At 61.5% G+C, this 16,622-nt stretch carries 8 protein-coding genes; 6 read left to right on the forward strand and 2 right to left on the reverse strand.

Annotated elements, in window-relative coordinates:
- Positions 1–166: 166 nt before the first annotated feature.
- Positions 167–3,700, forward strand: a complete 3,534-nt coding sequence (locus GDN70_RS31545; RefSeq protein ID WP_152103476.1) for a TM0106 family RecB-like putative nuclease — start codon at positions 167–169, stop codon at positions 3,698–3,700.
- 12 nt (positions 3,701–3,712) lie between these two features.
- Here the strand turns inward: GDN70_RS31545 and GDN70_RS31550 are convergent, their stop codons facing one another.
- Together GDN70_RS31550 and GDN70_RS31555 are read right to left on the reverse strand one after the other, a co-directional pair.
- Complete coding sequence (locus GDN70_RS31550; RefSeq protein WP_152103477.1) at positions 3,713–8,638, reverse strand: AAA domain-containing protein; 4,926 nt, start codon at positions 8,636–8,638, stop codon at positions 3,713–3,715.
- A 280-nt stretch (positions 8,639–8,918) separates the two neighbouring features.
- Entirely contained in the window at positions 8,919–9,116 is a 198-nt protein-coding gene (locus GDN70_RS31555) for a hypothetical protein (protein WP_152103478.1), read from the reverse strand.
- 560 nt (positions 9,117–9,676) lie between these two features.
- Here GDN70_RS31555 and GDN70_RS31560 point away from each other — a divergent pair.
- The 5 genes from GDN70_RS31560 (at position 9,677) to GDN70_RS31575 (ending at position 16,616) form a co-directional block, all read left to right on the forward strand.
- Positions 9,677–10,267: a hypothetical protein gene (locus GDN70_RS31560; protein ID WP_152103479.1), complete on the forward strand. Its 591-nt coding sequence runs from the start codon at positions 9,677–9,679 to the stop codon at positions 10,265–10,267.
- Entirely contained in the window at positions 10,264–12,357 is a 2,094-nt protein-coding gene (locus tag GDN70_RS31565) for an AAA family ATPase (RefSeq protein WP_152103480.1), read from the forward strand. The genes GDN70_RS31560 and GDN70_RS31565 overlap by 4 nt, the downstream gene beginning before the upstream one ends.
- Entirely contained in the window at positions 12,345–12,611 is a 267-nt protein-coding gene (locus GDN70_RS31570; protein ID WP_152103481.1) for a hypothetical protein, read from the forward strand. Before GDN70_RS31565 ends, GDN70_RS31570 begins: the two co-directional genes overlap by 13 nt.
- 808 nt (positions 12,612–13,419) lie before the next feature.
- Entirely contained in the window at positions 13,420–14,181 is a 762-nt protein-coding gene (locus GDN70_RS35270; RefSeq protein WP_173015908.1) for a TnsA endonuclease N-terminal domain-containing protein, read from the forward strand.
- 26 nt (positions 14,182–14,207) lie between these two features.
- Complete coding sequence (locus GDN70_RS31575) at positions 14,208–16,616, forward strand: DDE-type integrase/transposase/recombinase (RefSeq protein ID WP_173015909.1); 2,409 nt, start codon at positions 14,208–14,210, stop codon at positions 16,614–16,616.
- Positions 16,617–16,622 lie beyond the last annotated feature (6 nt).

The following is a 16,622-nucleotide window of genomic DNA, read 5'->3' on the forward strand; positions in this document are numbered from 1 at the left end:
AGCCCTATTATAAGAGATCATATCCCATTGTTATTAATGAATGAATGGCTTCTTATATATGATAGATATATAAGTAATTGACACATAATATGTTTTTTGATCATCTCAAACGCCCGCGACGGCATAAATCAGCGTGGCAGCTGTGGTGGAGAGACCGGGGGAAGCTATGGCGGATGCACGGAACATTCCGACGTCGGCACATGGACATAAGTCCGTAAACCTCGACTGCGTCGCCCCGGAAGCGGTTAGCGCTCTACGCCGACGCCTCACTCCGACTCAACTCGCGTCCCATTTGGCTTGTCCTCACCTCACACAACTGGATGAGCAGCGTCGCAAGGGGCTGCTTCGGATCGAGTTTAGCCCCGACGCAAGGCTCGACGCGCTGCGCGAACGTGGCCGACAACACGAAGCGGCCTATGTCGCGAGGCTGCGAAGTGAGGGTTGCTCGATCTGCGACTTGCGCGACCAGCGCGATCCCACGGCGACACGCCAAGCGATGGAGGAAGGTTTCGATGTCATCGTGCAAGCACCGTTGGGTAATGAGGTGTTCAGTGGCATCGTCGACGTTTTGCTTCGCGTAGGCAGCGCGACCTCGTCACTACCAGGCTACGCCTACGAACCTGCCGACACCAAGCTTTCGCTCGAAACAAAGCCAGGCACGATCTTGCAACTCTGCACTTATGCAGAATTGCTGACACCAATGCAGGGCGTGGTTCCTGACTACATCCACGTCATCACGCCGATAGAGCAAGAATCTTATCGCACCGAAAAATTCGCTGCTTACTACCGGCTTGTGCGCGCCCGCTTGCTCGCCGCGGTGACCGCGACGCCGCCGCCGAGCACCTATCCGCACCCGGCGGCGCATTGCGACATCTGCATTTACTGGCACCACTGCGACCGGCAAAGACGAGCGGACGATCACCCATCGCTGATTGCTGCCATCAGCAGCGGTCAAGCGCGTGAGTTCCAGCAGCAGGCACTTCTTACGGTCGCTGCGATCGCCGAGAGTGAAGGTCGGCTCCCTGAAAAGCCTAGGCGCGGATCCGAAGACACCTACCGGCGGCTCGGACAGCAGGCGCGACTGCAAGTAGCAAGCCGCGGTGCGAACATTCCGCAGACTGAGGCATTACCGGTTGAACCAGGCATCGGCTTGGCACGGCTACCCGAACCTTCGATAGGCGACATTTTTCTGGACTTCGAGGGCGACCCGTTCGTCGCTCCCCATGGATTGGAGTATCTTACTGGCGTCAGCGTCAAGAACGAAAATGGACGTGTCGAATTCGATCAACGCTGGGCGTTTAGTGTCGGCGAGGAGAAAAATGCTTTCGAGGGCTTTGTCGACTTCGCTCTGTCTCGCATACAAAAGCACCCAGATGCGCATGTCTATCACTTCGGCGCCTATGAGCCCGCCGCTCTCAAGCGACTGTCAGCGCGCCATGCTACGCGCGGATCAGAGCTGGATCAATTGCTGCGCGGTCGGCGCTTTGTGGATCTCCACGCGGTCGTGCGCGAGAGCTTTCGGATAGGCGTGGAGCGTTATGGTCTCAAGGAACTAGAAGCTCTGCACCGCTTCGAGCGCCGACTAAACCTGCGAGACGCGGGCATTGCGCGGCGCGATCTCGAAGTTGCCCTCGAACTAGGCGACGCCAAAGGCATCGCCGACGAGGTCAGAGAGCGCGTCGCCGTATACAACGGTGACGACTGCCTCTCCACAGAATCGCTGCGTGGCTGGCTTGAGCGCCAGCGCAACGACTTGCTCGCGCGGGGCCATTGTATTGTCCGCCCGGTGCCCGGTAGGCTGACAGCAAGTGAGGAGATCAGCGCGCGGGATGAACGCATCGAGAAACTTCGGCAAACTTTGCGGGAAGGTTTGCCTGCAGACCCGCAGAAGCGGAGTGTCGACGAAATTGCGCGCTCCCTGCTGGCTTCGATGCTTGGTTACTACCGGCAAGAGGAAAAGAACGCATGGTGGGAGTTTTTCCGCCTCCGCGACCTGCCGAGTGATGAGCATTTGGAGGAACGCCAGATGATCGCCGGGCTGGAATTCGTCGAGCGGCTCCCTAAGCAGGGACGCGAGCGGAACGCGAGATGTCGGTTTCGTTTCCCTTTCCAAGAGACAGCCGTCGACATTGGCGACAAGGTCGTGTGGCCGGTCAAAGCAGATGGGGGGGCAGAACCAGCCACGATTAAGGCTACAGTCGAAGCACTCGATCTCGATGGTCGGACAGTCGTGCTGAGTATGAACGAGAAGGCCATACAGTCCCCTCCGATCTCGGTCTTCAAAGATCCCGTCGTCAGCAATAAGCCACTTGAGGAAGCACTGCTCGCCTTCGCCGAGCATGTTCTTGAAAAGGGGCTCGACCACGCGGGCCCGTACACCGCTGCGAGCGAGCTCCTGCGTGCACGTCCGCCGCGCGCCCTTGCGGGCGCTGGTGGGGAATTGCGCGGTGCCGAGGAGGAGGCGGGCCAAGCGCTACAGCGTCTATCTAGCGATCTCGACGGAGGCGTACTGCCGGTACAGGGCCCGCCCGGAGCCGGCAAGACGACGCAGGGTGCCAAGGCCATCCTAGCTCTCGCTGCGGCAGGCAAAAAGATTGGTATTACCGCAGTCAGCCACAAGGTCATCGACAACCTGCTGGCCGCCGTGCGTAAGGCTGATAGTTCGTCGAGTCGGCCGCAAAACCTGCGCTTGGTGCACAAGGACGACGAGCATGATGGCGTCGAGGGCATTGAATTCGCAAAGTCGCCGGGCGAGGCACTTGATTGCATTTCCCCTGGCACCATCGTTGGCGGCACGGCGTGGCTCTGGGCCGATCCCGATGCCATCGGTCGCCTCGACGTTCTCTTCATCGACGAGGCTGGACAGATGGCCCTTGCACAGGCGCTGGCCGTTGCACGCGCGGCTCGCAATTTGATCTTGCTCGGCGACCCGCAGCAACTCGAACAGCCCACGAAGGGTGCGCATGAGGATGGCGCCGACGTTGCTGCACTCGTTCACTTGCTCGGCCAGTCGCAGTCGACGTTGCGTGCTGAGCAGGGCCTTTTTCTCAACCTGACCTACCGACTACATCCAGCCGTTTGCGAGTTCACTTCGGAGGCGTACTATGAGGGTCGGCTTCAGTCCAAGCGCGGCTTGGAACTCCAGCGCATCGAAGGCACCACACCATTCGCAGGTGCTGGGCTGTTCCTAGTGGAAGTGGCCCACCAAGGCAACCAGGCCCAATCCCCGGAAGAGGTGGATGCTGTTCGAGCTATTGCGCGTTCGTTGCTGCAGTCGAACACCACGTGGACGAATACCGACGGCGAACGCCGTCCCTTGGAGCCGAAGGACATCCTCGTCGTTGCTCCCTACAACTCCCAAGTCAGTGCACTAAAGCGTGCACTGACCGATCTCAACGTGTTTCGCGTTGGCACCGTCGACAAGTTCCAGGGGCAGGAAGCGCCAGTGGTGATCTATTCGTGCGCCAGTTCCTCACCCGAAGACGCGCCACGCGGCATGGCGTTCCTGTATGATCCGCACCGGTTCAACGTCGCCACCAGCCGGGCGCGCAGCACAGTGATTGTCGTTGCAAATCCCCGACTTTTCGAACCCGATTGCCGCACACCGCAGCAGATGGAGTGGGCAAGTGGTTTCTGCCGGTTCGAGGAGATGGCAATGAAGGTAAAGCTGTCTGAAGCCGGCGCAGTTAGTCGCACCTAGCAAACGAGCCATTCATCCAATGGCTCTAGCCGCCGATCCTGAGTTGGCTTGCAGCGCGTCGCCGGCGAGTGAAGGTTCGATTGCTAGGCCCCGCTCAACGCTTTCGACCAACACCCTACGATCGACGTTGCCGTCGTGATATTCTGTCTCTTCGCCCGCATCGCACGAACACACGGCAATACCCAGCGCGGAATGGATGGACAGCCGTCCTTTCTCGAGGTCCTCGCCACCGTCAAATAAGCGAACTGACAATCGCTTATTGTTGTCTGCAAAGAAGAGCACGACTTTGTCGCTCAACGTAATGCGGGCTGACGGTTCGTCCGGCGTAACATCTTCGGCGACAGCCACATCTCCGTCGGCGAGCGCTACATCTTCTCTCTCGGAAGTGGGTGACTCTGCGATGCGATGTTCGGTGTAGCGGTGGGGCTGTACCGAACGCTTCATGTCAGCCATAGGCTCTATTCCCATGCGAGTGAGCATGGCCACCAGGTCATCCATGACAGCATCCGTATCCCTGTAAAAGCTGGATGCAAAGCTCCGCCAAAAGCGCCAACCAACTCGCTCGAGCACACGCTGCCGGCGCATGTCTTGCCGCCATTGCTCGGGACCATGGTAGCGATCCCCATCGCACTCGACTGCCAGGCGTCGACCATTGGCTCCCTCAACGACCATATCGATTCGATAGCCTAGCGATCCTACTTGGGGTCGAACGCGGTAGCCGAGCTGCAGCAATCGCCCCATTACATCGCGCTCGAAATCGGAGTCGCACAAAGCGAACGCATCGGCGCTCAGCTCAACATCCGGCATCGGGTTTTCAAAGTGAGCGATTAGGCGCGCTTTTAAATCATTTGGTTTTAGTTCTTCGCGACGGACGGACCGAACGAGAACCACGCGATCGCGAGCGCGAGAGACCGCCACGTTGAACCGCTGCTCATAGCGCAGCATCGTGAGCGCGGTCTTGCTCGACGGATCAGCGACCATCGACAAAAATACAATGTCTCTTTCGCTACCTTGGAAGGTTGCGCTGTCGCCGCACAGGATGGCGTGTCGCTGCATAAGCTCTTCACCAATCGTCTCGGACAGGCGACCACGAATATGCTCAGCCTGTTCCGCCCCAACCAAGGAAATCACGCCGATGCTCCGTTCGCGCATCTCTGGATCTGCAACCAACGCGCCTATTTCGCGAACAATGATATCGGCCTCAGCTTCGTTGACTTTCTTTCGGCCGCGTCGGCCGTAGGGCACGTAGATGTCGATGAGTGGCGGATCGAGGCGTTCATGTGCCTCCGGCACGCGCAGCGGAATCATCTTTTCTGGATAGAACTGCATCGAGAAGCGCACGATTGGTTCAACGCAACGGAAGTGCTCCTTGAGCATCAGTCGTTCGTTGGGGAACACCGCTCGCATCAAGTCATATATGCTCTCACCCGGCTCCAAGAGGCTTTTGAATGGCATGTCGCCAAGATAATGGTGTCGAAGCTGAGCAATTTTTTCTTGGGTGACAAACGGAGCGGTGGGACTGACCTGCCGGTCGTCTCCCACGACCAGGATCTTCTTGCCCCGTAAGAGGGCCGGGAGTTCAGTGATATCTGATTGGGACGCTTCGTCGATGATGACCAGCTCGACCGCCCCCAGTTCCGCAGGAAGCTGCTCAGCCACGCGCCAAGTTGGCATGATCCAGCACGGCACTGCGCCATAGCACTTTGCCATTGCCTCGCGCGCCGTCCGCCGATGCGTCAGGGCCGACTTGCCGGTTCCGCGTCCGATACGGGCGAGGGCTCTAACGAATTCAACCAAAGCGGTTTTGATGGCCGGCGAAAGACGACGCTCCAACTGGTAGAAAGTCCGCTCGCGAACTAATTCGCCAAACAGTTGCCGGCAGCGCTTGTCGGCCGCTTCGCGCTCCGCCGCTAAAGAAGTCAGTCGTTGGCGCATATCGATGCGTGCCAAGGCGGCGTCAGCAGCCGCATGATCCCACGCATCGCGCCATGACGACGAGCATCGCGGGTCATCGGAAGTTGCTGCCTCGCTCGCCAGCATCTTCGCCCAATTCGGAGCGCCCGCCGCGCTGATTGCTGTTGTAACACGCGAGATAATAGCAAAATCGGGAGATAGCTCTTTAAGTCGGCCGAGGCGCTTGAGCAACCCAGTCCAGACCTGCGAGACTTTGTCGCTTGCAACGACCGGCTTGCCGAGAACTTCTTCGAAAAGCTGGCGGGCGAGGATCGACGTACGGTCGTCCCCGTCAAACTTAGCCAACGTCTGTTCACGGTAAAGTTCGGCGCTTGCCAGGCGAATACTCGCGGCGGCGGCGCGAATCTGCTGAGCGAGTTCCTCGCAGAATGCCGGATCATTTGCCACGCGCGCGAGCGACACTTCGTCCGATGTCAGCGCCGTCAGCGCATCTGTCTTGGAGCGGGCGTCTTGGCACGCTTTGAGCGTAGCTCGGGCAAGCTCAATGGATGCCTTGGCTTCGACATATTTCGGGCACCCGACTTCGCCCGCAAACTCATCCCACTGAGCCCGTATGTCACGCTGCCGTTGCAGGTTAGCAATCACGGCTTTGACGTGCTGCCAACTGGAAGCATCGATGTCCTTCACTGGACCGCCATTCACGCGGATCGCAGCAACAAGAGCTTTTGCTTCACCCTTGCCAAGGGCCACAATCGGCCAAAGCCGTTGTCCCGCCGCCGCGCGATCTATCGCCTCCCTTGCATCGAAATTGTCAACGAACCCTTCTGGGACGGTAACAGCGCGACGCATAAGTTGCGCGCGCTCAGCATCAACCGAGGCCATCTCCGTAAGAAGTTCTTGCAACCTCACGCACCAAGCGTTTGTCGGATCCAGCAGGGCCGCACGCCGGAATGGGTCTAACCAAGATGATGCTTGAGTAGCTTGAAAAGTCTCCTTAAGGCTTTCAAGCAGGTGCGCAACGACGAGAGCGCCATCCACGCTTTGCTGCGCAACACGCAGATTGCGAACAGGGCCTTGAGCAGCCGCCTGCTGATGCTCCGTCGCTGAGATGAGATCATCATGCCAACCGGCGACATCGTTAGCCGCAGGAAGATCGTGTGGCGAAGGAACCTTGGCATTCAGGTGATCGATAAGATCGCCGCAGCGAGAACGTGCGGCGAAGAGTTCGGACAGAAGGCGCTCATCTAGCGATGTCTCGGAGGCAAAGCGATGTGGACGGTCGCTGAACCAAGCGAAGGCGTCGCGTTCCGCGACAACGCGTTTGGCAACTTCGGCTGGCGTCTCACCGCGCGGGCCGATCTTGGTCAAGTGCGCGGTGGCCATCTGATCAAGTTCAACATCGATGGCGGCAATACGCTGGCGCAATCCATCGAGCTCGGCTTCGATGCGGCCGATCGTGGCACGCCGGCTTTGCGGCTGAGAGCCTTCCACCACGCCTTGAATTTCACGGATGGCGCTCTCGACCTGCCGCAGCCCCTCGCGCTCGCTCGAGAGCACGGAGATCGCGAGAGGCTGAACTTCGGCCGGCAGTTGATTTTTTAGGACCGATAAGGCTGCTTCGCCGCGGGACACCACCAACACGCGCTGGCCTGTCGCCATGGCATGACAAATCAAGTTGGCGATGGTGTGTGTCTTGCCCGTGCCAGGCGGGCCCTGGACGACCAGTCCATCCGCCTTGGTGAGGCGGCGAATGATCTCAAGTTGATCATCGTTGAAAGGCTTTGGAAAAAAGACGTCCAACTGATCCGCAGGTTGCTGCTCGGCGTGTACCGAGGCCCCACTTGATCCACCGATTCGCTCGCTCAGCGGTTGCCACCCATCCTCCGATACTTCTCTTGTCGGCTCTGTTACCAGCCGTTCAGGAAGACCAACGATATTTTCTTTCTCAGACTCGGCCGAATTACGTAGCCTGTCGATGTCTTGGAGGATGATGTGCTGCGAACGAGGCCGCGCAAAAAGCACCCATCGATCGCTCACAATGAGACGGGCTGGGCTCGCTTCCTGAGAGGATGCGGCCTCGCTTTCTGGAACGTAAGATCCGTCGCGGTCAAGTCGTACTCCGGCAGCCGACAAAATCGGCTCAAAACTATCGCGAGCGAAGGGTGAGACCCCCTCATTTTCACCAGCGCGCTGGACCTCGCGGCGCATCAGGTCGGCTAAGCCAACAAGGCCCGTGCAGCCGAGTTCTTCATAGGGTTTCAGATCGAATTGGGCATCGCTGCCTGCCGGCCGCACCCGGATCAGGCCGCCGCGCTTATCGTCGAGTTCAATATCGACGCGGCGCTCGAGCAGCGGTCGATCGATGACCCGCCCCTCCTTATGCCAATCGACCGTACCGATTCCCCAGATGACCTCAATCGGGCTCTCGGCGCCGCCGACCTCCAATAGTTGAAAAACTTTGTAGAAAGATTGGTAGAGCGAAATGGTTCGTCGGCGCGGGATCTCAAGTGCAGACCATTCCGACCAAGGCCCCGCGATCCACTGATTGATTTGCTCAGCCAATTCCGGCCGATCTTCAAGGCGCAATCGCAAATCATATTGCGGCGGCGTCGTCTCGGCCTGACCGCGCTTGCGCGGGGCATCGAGAACATCATCGGCACGAACTTCGCCGGCCGCGAGTGCTGCGTCCTTTTCCGACGCAGATACCGTAATTAGTCGCTCAGACCGGACATCGGGTGCTTTTGTGGGGTCTCCGCTGACGACTACCCAATCCACAATCGCCTCAGGCCGCGTCGGAGGCTCCTTTCGAGTGAGACGCTCCAATTCGAGCCAAATTGGACCGTCATCATCATTGTGATCGTGGCGGACACCGGGCAGATTTCGCGTATCGGCTTGGCGGACCGTGAAGCTGGTTCCGTCTGGTAAATGATATTCGGACAGTCGGAATGAGACGCGCTCATCAAGCCGCACGACTTGCTCTACATAATCCAACAGACCAATAAGCTTCTGACGAACGCCTGCCAAAATAGATCCCCCCAGTGCTGCCTAGACAAATCACAGCGCGCAAAGAGGCGCAATGCAGCCAAAACTCGATATTTGGCCTCCTTTGGGGATAATAACCAACTGACAGAAAAGAAGAATTGCCCCGCTCTTTAGCGGCTCAGGTTTGCGCCTGCCGATTTTGCGGTTGGTGCGTGCCGCCTCCCGTTCGCGGCCGCGGCGTCGAGTGTAGTGTGTCTGACCGCGTTTGGATCTTTATGAAGACGCTGCAGGTGGCCGCCATCGCCCCAGACGCCCCGACTTCTTACTTCTTGCCCGCGCGATACCGTTCGAGCCATTCCTTGGCCGCGATTTCGAGGATTTGAGAAGCGGTATTCTCCAGCTCCGCGGCCGCGACTTTGATGTCACGGATCACCAAGGGGTCCATGGTGGACAGAAACTGCTTCTTATCGCCTGCAGTCGGTTTGCGCCCCGGCTTTCCGGCCTCCTTGTTGTCCGCCATTGCTCCTGCCCGTGCTTGCGCGCTGCATGGAATCGTCCCATGGGCGACCTGTCCCAGCAAGCGATTGCGAACCAAAGCGCTGCCGTTTTCCCCGACAATTGGCCGCCGTCATAAATCTTAGGCCCATATGGTCTTGAATTAACTCGCCTTCTCGATGGTGGTACCTCCGTCGGGTAAATATAGGAATCTATACTAAATAGATAAATAGGATGTATCGGCGCGCGTGTATGCTCGGGCTTGAGTGGTCCCTAGGCTTGAGGCCGATCATGTCGGGTAAAGCTTTGAGTTGCCGAGTGCCGCCCAGCCGGGGCGCCCGTCAGAACTGGGGCGGCCTAGTCGAAGCACATCCCCACCTCAGCAAAAGGCAGCATGGCGTCGCCCTTGTTGTGACGCATTGCGCACGCCGTGGCTCCCGGGGGCGACAACTTAGGAAAAAGCTCAGTTTCGTTCCTCACCTCATCGTCGAAGTCTGAAATCCGGAGAGAGCACATGGCCGACGTCGACAATCAGAAGCGCGCAGAAACCGCCCTTTTCCTCAATCAGGTTTCAAGTGACCGCGCATGTTCGTCCGCAAGCCCCGCAAGGGCCACCCCGATCTCTTCGTTTCCGCCAAGACCCTCGCCCCGATCCCGGCGCGACATCCGGCTCTTCGAGCGGCGCTCGTCCAAGCCTCGCTCGACCCGCAGGTCCGGACCATCGGTTTCGCTGCGTCCGCACATGTTGCGTCCGTACAGGTAGAGACCAACGCTGTCGTCGTCGCTCGCGACATCGGCCGCTTCCACCTGGACGTCGTACCGGCGCGTCCGCTGCGGGACCTCGAGGAGGAAGGGCTGTTCCAGCTCGCGCTGCGAGAACTCGCCCTCGAGCCGTTCCCCATCACCACCGAGGACCTGAAGGCCGAGCCCAGGCGCAGCAACGTCGACCTGGTCTGGTCCTACAACGGCCGGCCTGTGTCGCTCGACCTTCGGATGCGCATTCTCGGAATTCTGATCGACGACGGGCCATTCACCCTCGGACACCTGCTGAAGAGCATCCGCTCGGACCGCGATCCGACGGCGGCGGTGATGTCGCTCGCTTGCTCGAACCTGATCGAATTGGATTTGACGTCGCAGCCCATCGGGCCCGCGACAATGGTGAAGACACGCACATGAAGAAGACGAACAGCAAGACCCCCAAGATCTCCTACACCATGCTCGAGAAGCGCCTGGTGGACCAATATGGCAAGGCGGCCGCCGCCCGTCGGATGTCCGGGTTCAAGCGCGCCGCATGGGGCGGCATCCTCGGCCAGCCCTCGTTCGATCTCGAACCCGTGGAGGATGACCCCGTTCCGCGCCGCCGCGCCGCGCGCCCGGGGGCGGTGTCCGCGATCATCGGCGCCGCCTTCGACGCGGCCGTCGCGAAGGATGTCCGCCGCAGGCTCGACCACGGCCAAGCGCTGGCAGCCATTGTCGTGGTCCCGTCCCCGGAGTGGGTGGCCCCCGTGGCGCACTACTTCACCAGCGTCTTCGGCAACCGCTGGCTGGTGCAGGAGCGCGACGGCTCCAATCGCCGCCACGACTCCTCCTACGGATCGGCTGACGTCGCGCACGACCTGTCGCGCGGAAGGTGCGTCGTCGGCATCGCCGCCGATACGGACTTGCTCCCGCGCAGCCTCGTCGGTGCCGCCGACGTCACGATCCGGATCTCGCCCCCGGACGCGCCGGTGATGGCGGCTGCGATCAAGCGCTTCGCGAGGAAGGCGGCCCCGATCCTCGCCGAGGACATCGCCGGTCTCGATCTGCATCAACTGGTGGCGGCCTTCCGGCCGGGCACCGGCGCGGCCAAGATCGTGCAGCGTCTGGCGGCGACGTCCGCGGGTCTGCGGGGCGAGGTCCCGTACGAACGCGTGCCCGACTTGGCCACGGCCGTCGAATACGGCGCCGCCCGCATCTGGGCGTTGAATTTGGCTCGCGATATTGTGGACTATCGCAAAGGTGCGTGCGATTGGGCATCACTACCTAAAGGTGTGTGTCTAGCGAGTGAGCCGGGGTGCGGGAAATCGCTGCTGGCGCGCTCGATCGCACGTTTCTGTGGCAATGCGCCGATCGTCATTTCGTCGGTGGCCGATTGGTTCGTGAAGGAGCGCTCGTATATGGACGACGTGATCCGAGCGATGAGGTCCACGCTTGATCGCGCCGCGGCTCTCGCGCGTACCCACGGAATCTGTTTTTTGTTCCTGGATGAGGTCGATGCGGTCCCCGACAGGGCCACTCTCGATAGTCGTAACAAAGACTATTGGCTACCTATAATTGCAGACCTGCTCACCAAGCTGGACGACGGCACCTCGTCGGCCAGGCGGGGCGTGATCCTGATCGGTGCGACCAATAATCCCTCCGCCGTGGACCCCGCCCTGCTGCGGCCCGGGCGCTTCGAACGACTGATCACGATCGATCGCGCCGACGCCGCCGGCACGCTGAACATGCTGAAATTTCACGTCTCCGGCGCGGTGCCCGATGACGAGCTTCAGGACATCGCGATGGCCATCGAGCGATCGACCGGCGCGGAGATCATGGCGTTCGTCCGCGAAGCCCGCCGCATCGCGCGTCATGCCGGACGCGATCTGTCCGCGGCGGACTTGCGTGCGGCGCTTCTCAGTTCCGAGCGGCCCCCGTCCGAGATGGACTGGCGCATCTGCGTGCACGAAGCCGGCCATGTCGTGCTGGCGCTGGCTCTCGGTTGCGGGGTCCTGCGCCACTGTGTCGTCGGAGCCAAGAGCGGCTCGGAGAACCGCACCCTCGTCGAATACGCCTCGTCTCCCGACCTGGCGACGCGGCAGACCGTGGAAGACCGCACCACTATGCTGCTCGGAGGCCGCGCCGCGGAGCGCGTTCTGTTCGGCTGCAATTCTGCGGGTGGATCCGGGGACGAGTCATCGGACACCGGCTTGGCCTTCTCGAACGTCGCCTCGCTGCACCTGAGGTGGGGCCTGGGGGACACGATCTCCTTCCACGGCTCGCACAGGGAGGTGCTGGAAGCGGCGCGCTGCGATCGGTCGTTGCGTGAGGTCGTGGAAGCCGATCTGCAGCGGCTGCAGAAGCGGGCCGAGGACATCGTGAAGCGCCATCGTGCAGCGCTCGTTGCCATTGCCGAGGCGCTGCGGGACCGGCGTCATCTCGGCGGTGACCGGCTCCGCGCGATCTTCGATGCCCATCGCCCGAACCCTCCGCGCAAGGTGAAGGAGCAGTCCACGTGCTCGTCGTGACCGTTGATCTGGCGCCCGGCGGAGACGAAAGCCTCCGCCGGACCCTCGCCACCATGTCCATCTCGAACGAGACCGACCTGGCGGACGTGTCGGATTATCTCGTCACGGCTATGGAGGCCGCGAGCCCGCTGACGGGACGGCGGGCCGGCATCGCCCAGACGAGGGTGCTTTCGCATGACCGCAAACAGCAGGTCTGGGCCCTGCTGCAGCGTGCTTCGGAGGAGATCATGAAGGCCGATTGGGTAGAATTTTAGCGACACCCGGATCGGTTGATTCACGCTGTCGTGGTAGCGTTGCCGGATGACCAAATCGACCGCCATACCTCGCGCACGCCTTAGAGCGATGCGCCTCGAACGCCAGGCTTAGCCGGCCGAGATCCCTGAGGGTCCGCCGGCGCGATGCCGGTGGACGCGGTGCTTCCCTCGAAGACGATCCGTCCCAGTTCGAACGTCGGCCGTGCCGGCGACGAGGAGAAGTCCCATGATTGTCCCCGACCTCCGCAACGGAGCTTCCGCTTCTCCGTAGCACTCTCGCGACCCGACCTGCGCGATGCGGTCCGGCGTGAGCCGCTTCCTCCCCCGCCTCCAGTAGAGCGCCGGCGCAAACGTTCGCGCCGGACTCGGGAGAACGTGCCATGCCCCATCCCCAGAGCCACCTCGAGGTGCGGCGCGACCGCCGGCCGAACGGCGTCAAGCTTCTCCGCGGATCCAAGATCCACGGCGAACTCGGCGCAGACGCCGTTCAGGTCGCCAGTCGTCGCAGGTCGTCGTCCGCACCGTTCCGGTGCCGGCCGAGAGGCAGACGACAACCTCGTCCGGACGGGCTGGCGCACCCGCGGTGCGCGTAGCTGCGTGATCGTTCGCTTCGGAGAGTGAACGGGAGGTTGTTCGGTTCGATCGAAGACGATCGACGCGACGCAGCCGACATCCTCGCAGCGCCACCGCACCGTCCGGCGCTAACCCGCTGAAAGACCTGCACTAACCGTCCTCCACCGACGGGCCCGCACGCACGCGGAGCCTGAACGGCGGAGCCATGTCCATCGCCGAGCGGCAGGAGGCTGCGATGTCGAAGGAAACCGAAAAGAGAAGAACCACGGGTAGCTTACGGCCGAGTCTGGTGAAGATCGTGCGCGCCACGGGTGGCGGGCCGATCCGCACCATCCTCGAACGGGGGCACAGGAAGCCGACGGGAGTCTTCACGTCGCGCAAGAACCGGCGTGCGTTCGCCTGGGAGGCGATCGACGAGAGACACTTCATGTGGATCTCCGAGGTCGATTACCGGGTGACGTCCTTTCTCGTCCAACCGTTCCGTATGGAATTTCACTTCGCGGACGGCGACAGGATGGACTACTTCCCCGACATCGAGCGCAGGCTCGGCCCCAAGATCGAGATCATCGAGATCAAGAAGACCCAGGCCGAGATCGCCAAGGATCCCCGCTACGCGAGTAAGATCGCGCTCGCGCGCGTCGTCTGCCGCAAGAAGGGATGGACGTTCCGCGTCGTCGCCGCGGAAACCGACATCCTGCCGACGCTGGCGCTCGCGAACGCCAAGCTGATCCGGCTCGATCGCTTCACCGCGATCGGCACCGAGGATCACCTCCGGCTCGGCGAGCTGATGCGCCTCGGCCGCGGCAGGACGACCTACGCGAAGGCCGTCGCCGCCCTCAGCAGGCGCGACGATCCGTGGGATCGCGACGGCACCGCTCGGCTGCACGCGATGATCGTGAGAGGCGAGGTCTGCATCGACATCACCCGGTCGATCAGGCCGGAGAGCATCGTGTTCTCCTCCGACGAAACCTTCAGGCGGCCCGCAGTGGCCGCCTGATCCCGCCTGTCCAAGAGAAGACCGACATGACGCTCACCATCGATATCAAGCAGGGTCAGCTCGTCCAGCTTCCGACGGGGCTCTACGAATTCAAGCAGGAGAAGCGCAACAACGTTCTCCTGTTCGAGCGCGAGGACACCGGCCTAGAACTGCGCATGCCCGAGCACAGGTTCGTGGACCTGCATTCCAAGGGCAAGGCGAAGCTGATCGAATTCCGCTCCAGCAACGAGACGCAGCGCCTGGACAACGCCGAGTTCGCGCCCGGCGAACTCTGGACGGACGAGGACGACCCGAAGCGCGCCAAGCTGACCTGGGAGGGCCGGCGCTCGCTGGCGTTGCAGTTCTATACCCGCAAGTGGGACGAACTCGGCCGCGCGCCCAAGGGTGACAAGGGGCTTCAAGCTCTCATCGCCAAGTGGCGACCGGTCGCCATCCAGCTAGGGCTGGAGCCGGGAAAGGGCGAACAGGGTTTCGTCGTCAAACCAGCGCGGCTGCGCCACTGCATCAACCATTGCGGGGAGCCCGGGAACAGGCCGCTGCGCGTCTTCCGCTCGCTGCGCGGGAAGACGTCGCGGCGGCGGTATCCCGACGAAGTCGAGAAGCTCATCGGGGACGCGATCGAGTTCTATTGGAGCGACCGCGTCTTCGACTACAACAATGCCTACGCCAAGTTCCGAGCGGAAGTCGATGCGCTCAATGAGGCGCGCGAGGCCAGCGACCTCGAGCCCCTCGACTTCCCTGAGCGGCAGGACATCCTGCGCCGCCGCATCCGGAAGACGATGTGCTTCGAGAACTGGGCTTCCAAGTACGACAAGACCGACGCCTGGCGGAAGTTCAAGGGCAATAAGGAGCACATCAAGGCCGACTGGCCCTTGGAGCTCGTCATCATGGACCACACCGTGTTCGACACCTGGATGGTCTTCGACTCCAAGGAATTCCTGCCGCTCGGCCGGCCGGGCCTGACCGTCGCGATCGACGTCTGCACCAGGATGATCGTCGGCTATCTCCTGAGCTTCGAGCCGCCGAGCGTCTACACCATCCAGACCGTCCTGAAGCGGGTCAACAAGAACAAGCGCTACGTCCGGACCCTCTATCCGCACATCACGGACGGCTGGGACGGCTGGGGCCGGCCGAACGAAGTCCTGGTCGACCAGGCCTGGGAGAACAAGAGCCCCTCGTTCCGCCACTCGCTGCGGGACCTCGGCACGGATCTCATTCTCGCGCCGGCGCGCACGCCGGAATTCAAATCCATCGGCGAGCGGTTCTTCCGCACCATGAACCAGATGCTCGCCCACAAGCTGGCCGGCGGCGTTCCGTACAATCCGTACCTCATGAGAAGCGTCGGCCTCGATCCCAAGAGCGACGCGGTCCTGTCGCTCGACGATCTGGACGCCCTCATCCACGAAGCGATCATCGGATACCACCACCGCAAGCACAAAGGCATCGGCGCGATGCCCGCCCGCGTCTGGCGGGACAAGATCGCCTATCGCAAGCGGCACATCATTCGCGACGTCGCGGCCCTCGATAACCTCGTCGGCCGGGTCGAGTCGGTCGAACTCTCGACCGAAGGGATCCGGTTCAAGAACATGACCTTCCACGACCCCGAGGTCACCAGCGATCTGTTGGACGATCTGGTGCGCTACGAAAAGGCGCGGACGCAATCGGACAAGACCTATGGGCCGGGACGCGTCAAGGTGGTGATCAAGTGGAATCCCGCCGATTGCGGCTCCGTCGTAGTCTGGAATCGCGGAGCGAAGACGCCCTGCTACGTCACTCTGCGGAACGAGGATCAGAAGTTTTTCAACGGTCTGTCGTTCTGGCACTGGGAGAAGATCCAGGAGTTCGGCAAGGCCAAGGATCTCGCATGCAAGAGCGAGGCCGGTCGGTGGAAGGCGCGCGACGGGCTGCGCCGCCAATGGGAAAGGCTGGCCGGCAAGCTGCCCATGCGCGACAGCCGCGACGCCCGACGCGGGCTCGCCTTCTCGCAAGGCACCTACGACGACACGATGGTCAACGACGAGGACGACGACGATTTTCCGATCGAGGACGCGGAGGCCGACCCCTCCACGGACGGACACAACAAGGCGAAGCCGCAGCCGGTCTCCGATGAGATGTACGCCGCCACCATCGACGGCGAGAATCCGAAGATCGACGGCAAGAAGCAGCCCAAGAAGACCCTCGCCAAGCGGCAGCGGACGATCGAGCGCCAGAAGCGGGAAGCGGAAGAGGAGCGACGCGAACGCGAGGTCCGCGAATTCGCCGAAGCCACTGTAGCTCCTACCGATCCGACCCTCAAGGTAGAGGTCGGAAAGGCCAACCTCGCGGATGGCGAAGGGTGGGACCCGCTCGAAGACAAGACGCCCGAGAAGGGGGACGACACGGGTGACGACGACGGCGTGGGCAATCTGCCTTCCGGCGAAGGATGGGACTACTAGGACAAA

Source organism: Bradyrhizobium sp. TM102, from assembly GCF_009176685.1.
GTDB classification, from domain to species: domain Bacteria; phylum Pseudomonadota; class Alphaproteobacteria; order Rhizobiales; family Xanthobacteraceae; genus Bradyrhizobium; species Bradyrhizobium ottawaense.